General features: G+C 51.3%; 2 tRNA genes and 2 rRNA genes. All 4 read left to right on the top strand.

Annotated elements, in window-relative coordinates:
• Window positions 1-258 precede the first annotated feature (258 nt).
• The 4 genes from PH586_RS23360 to PH586_RS23345 all read left to right on the top strand — a co-directional run bounded on the left by PH586_RS23360 (window position 259) and on the right by PH586_RS23345 (window position 5,208).
• A 16S ribosomal RNA gene (locus PH586_RS23360) occupies window positions 259-1,795 on the top strand.
• An 84-nt stretch (window positions 1,796-1,879) separates the two neighbouring features.
• Window positions 1,880-1,956, top strand: a tRNA-Ile gene (locus PH586_RS23355).
• A 37-nt stretch (window positions 1,957-1,993) separates the two neighbouring features.
• Window positions 1,994-2,069 (top strand) — tRNA-Ala (locus tag PH586_RS23350).
• 248 nt (window positions 2,070-2,317) lie between these two features.
• Window positions 2,318-5,208, top strand: a 23S ribosomal RNA gene (locus PH586_RS23345).
• Together the 16S and 23S rRNA genes with 2 tRNA genes alongside form the textbook arrangement of a ribosomal RNA operon.
• The last annotated feature ends 78 nt before the right edge of the window (window positions 5,209-5,286 follow it).

Genomic DNA, 5,286 nt, shown 5'->3' with positions numbered 1-5,286 from the left:
CAAGTGGTTGAAGTTGAAAAGAAATTTTCTAAATCACTTGACAGGAAATGAGGCTGCTGTAGAATGCGCGCCTCGGTTGAGACGAAAGACTCAGCCACCGCTCTTTAACAACTGAATCAAGCAATTCGTGTGGGTGCTTGTGAGGTAAGACTGTTAGTCGCAAGATTATCAGCATCACAAGTAGGCACTCGAAGTTCGAGAGTTTATTTGGAAATGCTGAGCCAAGTTTAGGGTTTTCACAAAACCCAAGCAGTATTAAAACTGAAGAGTTTGATCATGGCTCAGATTGAACGCTGGCGGCAGGCCTAACACATGCAAGTCGAGCGGTAGAGAAGTGCTTGCACTTCTTGAGAGCGGCGGACGGGTGAGTAATACCTAGGAATCTGCCTAGTGGTGGGGGATAACGTTCGGAAACGGACGCTAATACCGCATACGTCCTACGGGAGAAAGCGGGGGACCTTCGGGCCTCGCGCCATTAGATGAGCCTAGGTCGGATTAGCTAGTTGGTGAGGTAATGGCTCACCAAGGCAACGATCCGTAACTGGTCTGAGAGGATGATCAGTCACACTGGAACTGAGACACGGTCCAGACTCCTACGGGAGGCAGCAGTGGGGAATATTGGACAATGGGCGAAAGCCTGATCCAGCCATGCCGCGTGTGTGAAGAAGGTCTTCGGATTGTAAAGCACTTTAAGTTGGGAGGAAGGGCAGTAACTTAATACGTTGCTGTTTTGACGTTACCGACAGAATAAGCACCGGCTAACTCTGTGCCAGCAGCCGCGGTAATACAGAGGGTGCAAGCGTTAATCGGAATTACTGGGCGTAAAGCGCGCGTAGGTGGTTTGTTAAGTTGGGTGTGAAAGCCCCGGGCTCAACCTGGGAACTGCATCCAAAACTGGCCAACTAGAGTACAGTAGAGGGTGGTGGAATTTCCTGTGTAGCGGTGAAATGCGTAGATATAGGAAGGAACACCAGTGGCGAAGGCGACCACCTGGACTGATACTGACACTGAGGTGCGAAAGCGTGGGGAGCAAACAGGATTAGATACCCTGGTAGTCCACGCCGTAAACGATGTCAACTAGCCGTTGGGTTCCTTGAGGACTTAGTGGCGCAGCTAACGCATTAAGTTGACCGCCTGGGGAGTACGGCCGCAAGGTTAAAACTCAAATGAATTGACGGGGGCCCGCACAAGCGGTGGAGCATGTGGTTTAATTCGAAGCAACGCGAAGAACCTTACCAGGCCTTGACATCTACAGAACTTTCCAGAGATGGATTGGTGCCTTCGGGAACTGTAAGACAGGTGCTGCATGGCTGTCGTCAGCTCGTGTCGTGAGATGTTGGGTTAAGTCCCGTAACGAGCGCAACCCTTGTCCTTAGTTACCAGCACGTAATGGTGGGCACTCTAAGGAGACTGCCGGTGACAAACCGGAGGAAGGTGGGGATGACGTCAAGTCATCATGGCCCTTACGGCCTGGGCTACACACGTGCTACAATGGTCGGTACAAAGGGTTGCCAAGCCGCGAGGTGGAGCTAATCCCATAAAACCGATCGTAGTCCGGATCGCAGTCTGCAACTCGACTGCGTGAAGTCGGAATCGCTAGTAATCGTGAATCAGAATGTCACGGTGAATACGTTCCCGGGCCTTGTACACACCGCCCGTCACACCATGGGAGTGGGTTGCACCAGAAGTAGCTAGTCTAACCTTCGGGGGGACGGTTACCACGGTGTGATTCATGACTGGGGTGAAGTCGTAACAAGGTAGCCGTAGGGGAACCTGCGGCTGGATCACCTCCTTAATCGAAGACTTCAGCTTCTTCATAAGTTCCCACACGAATTGCTTGATTCATTGAAAAAGACGATTAGGTTAGAAGCCCGTTATTGGGTCTGTAGCTCAGTTGGTTAGAGCGCACCCCTGATAAGGGTGAGGTCGGCAGTTCGAATCTGCCCAGACCCACCAATTGTCAATTGAGTGGGGTGAGGCCTTGCGATTACCTGGGGCCATAGCTCAGCTGGGAGAGCGCCTGCCTTGCACGCAGGAGGTCAACGGTTCGATCCCGTTTGGCTCCACCACTTTATTGTGTTGTAGAGAGTTCAGAACTGAACATTCCTGCCGTGGGTAGCTGAATGTTGATTTCTGGTCTTTGACCGGTAAGAAAAATCGTTCTTTAAAAATTTGGGTATGTGATAGAAGTGACTGATTGACTGCTTTCACTGGCAGTTAATTTGGTCAAGGTAAAATTTGCGTGTTCTCAATTGCAAATTTTCGGCGAATGTCGTCTTCACGTTATAGACAGTAACCAGATTGCTTGGGGTTATATGGTCAAGTGAAGAAGCGCATACGGTGGATGCCTTGGCAGTCAGAGGCGATGAAAGACGTGGTAGCCTGCGAAAAGCTTCGGGGAGGTGGCAAACAACCTTTGATCCGGAGATGTCTGAATGGGGGAACCCAGCCATCATAAGATGGTTATCACACACTGAATACATAGGTGTGTGAGGCGAACCAGGGGAACTGAAACATCTAAGTACCCTGAGGAATAGAAATCAACCGAGATTCCCTTAGTAGTGGCGAGCGAACGGGGACTAGCCCTTAAGTGGCTTTGAGATTAGCGGAACGTTCTGGAAAGTACGGCCATAGTGGGTGATAGCCCTGTACGCGAAAATCTCTTAGTCATGAAATCGAGTAGGACGGAGCACGAGAAACTTTGTCTGAATATGGGGGGACCATCCTCCAAGGCTAAATACTACTGACTGACCGATAGTGAACTAGTACCGTGAGGGAAAGGCGAAAAGAACCCCGGAGAGGGGAGTGAAATAGATCCTGAAACCGTATGCGTACAAGCAGTGGGAGCCTACTTTGTTGGGTGACTGCGTACCTTTTGTATAATGGGTCAGCGACTTATTTTCAGTGGCAAGCTTAACCGAATAGGGGAGGCGTAGCGAAAGCGAGTCTTAATAGGGCGTTTAGTCGCTGGGAATAGACCCGAAACCGGGCGATCTATCCATGGGCAGGTTGAAGGTTGGGTAACACTAACTGGAGGACCGAACCGACTACCGTTGAAAAGTTAGCGGATGACCTGTGGATCGGAGTGAAAGGCTAATCAAGCTCGGAGATAGCTGGTTCTCCTCGAAAGCTATTTAGGTAGCGCCTCGTGTATCACTGTTGGGGGTAGAGCACTGTTTCGGCTAGGGGGTCATCCCGACTTACCAAACCGATGCAAACTCCGAATACCAACAAGTGTCAGCACGGGAGACACACGGCGGGTGCTAACGTCCGTCGTGAAAAGGGAAACAACCCAGACCGTCAGCTAAGGTCCCAAAGTTATGGTTAAGTGGGAAACGATGTGGGAAGGCTTAGACAGCTAGGAGGTTGGCTTAGAAGCAGCCACCCTTTAAAGAAAGCGTAATAGCTCACTAGTCGAGTCGGCCTGCGCGGAAGATGTAACGGGGCTCAAACCATACACCGAAGCTACGGGTTCATCTTAGGATGAGCGGTAGAGGAGCGTTCTGTAAGCCTGTGAAGGTGAGTTGAGAAGCTTGCTGGAGGTATCAGAAGTGCGAATGCTGACATGAGTAACGATAATGGGTGTGAAAAACACCCACGCCGAAAGACCAAGGTTTCCTGCGCAACGTTAATCGACGCAGGGTGAGTCGGCCCCTAAGGTGAGGCAGAAATGCGTAATCGATGGGAAACGGGTTAATATTCCCGTACTTCTAATTACTGCGATGGAGGGACGGAGAAGGCTAGGCCAGCACGGCGTTGGTTGTCCGTGTTTAAGGTGGTAGGCTGAATGCTTAGGTAAATCCGGGCGTTCAAGGCCGAGAACTGATGACGAGTTATCTTTTAGATGACGAAGTGGTTGATGCCATGCTTCCAGGAAAAGCTTCTAAGCTTCAGGTAATTAGGAACCGTACCCCAAACCGACACAGGTGGTTAGGTAGAGAATACCAAGGCGCTTGAGAGAACTCGGGTGAAGGAACTAGGCAAAATGGCACCGTAACTTCGGGAGAAGGTGCGCCGGTGAGGGTGAAGTATTTACTGCGTAAGCCCACGCCGGTCGAAGATACCAGGCCGCTGCGACTGTTTATTAAAAACACAGCACTCTGCAAACACGAAAGTGGACGTATAGGGTGTGACGCCTGCCCGGTGCCGGAAGGTTAATTGATGGGGTTAGCTAACGCGAAGCTCTTGATCGAAGCCCCGGTAAACGGCGGCCGTAACTATAACGGTCCTAAGGTAGCGAAATTCCTTGTCGGGTAAGTTCCGACCTGCACGAATGGCGTAACGATGGCGGCGCTGTCTCCACCCGAGACTCAGTGAAATTGAAATCGCTGTGAAGATGCAGTGTATCCGCGGCTAGACGGAAAGACCCCGTGAACCTTTACTATAGCTTTGCACTGGACTTTGAGCTTGCTTGTGTAGGATAGGTGGGAGGCTTTGAAGCGTGGACGCCAGTTCGCGTGGAGCCAACCTTGAAATACCACCCTGGCAACCTTGAGGTTCTAACTCTGGTCCGTTATCCGGATCGAGGACAGTGTATGGTGGGTAGTTTGACTGGGGCGGTCTCCTCCTAAAGAGTAACGGAGGAGTACGAAGGTGCGCTCAGACCGGTCGGAAATCGGTCGTAGAGTATAAAGGCAAAAGCGCGCTTGACTGCGAGACAGACACGTCGAGCAGGTACGAAAGTAGGTCTTAGTGATCCGGTGGTTCTGTATGGAAGGGCCATCGCTCAACGGATAAAAGGTACTCCGGGGATAACAGGCTGATACCGCCCAAGAGTTCATATCGACGGCGGTGTTTGGCACCTCGATGTCGGCTCATCACATCCTGGGGCTGAAGCCGGTCCCAAGGGTATGGCTGTTCGCCATTTAAAGTGGTACGCGAGCTGGGTTTAGAACGTCGTGAGACAGTTCGGTCCCTATCTGCCGTGGACGTTTGAGATTTGAGAGGGGCTGCTCCTAGTACGAGAGGACCGGAGTGGACGAACCTCTGGTGTTCCGGTTGTCACGCCAGTGGCATTGCCGGGTAGCTATGTTCGGGAAAGATAACCGCTGAAAGCATCTAAGCGGGAAACTTGCCTCGAGATGAGATCTCACTGGAACCTTGAGTTCCCTAAAGGGCCGTCGAAGACTACGACGTTGATAGGTTGGGTGTGTAAGCGCTGTGAGGCGTTGAGCTAACCAATACTAATTGCCCGTGAGGCTTGACCATATAACACCCAAACAATTTGCTGTTTGTGTGCTAGACGTCAGAAGTCGACAACACACCGAAAGTTTGCAAGACCACGCA

The organism is Pseudomonas aestuarii (assembly GCF_027988105.1).
GTDB lineage: Bacteria > Pseudomonadota > Gammaproteobacteria > Pseudomonadales > Pseudomonadaceae > Aquipseudomonas > Aquipseudomonas aestuarii.
The sequence above is the reverse complement of the archived record's forward strand: the minus strand, read 5'-3'. Positions and strand labels throughout refer to the sequence as shown.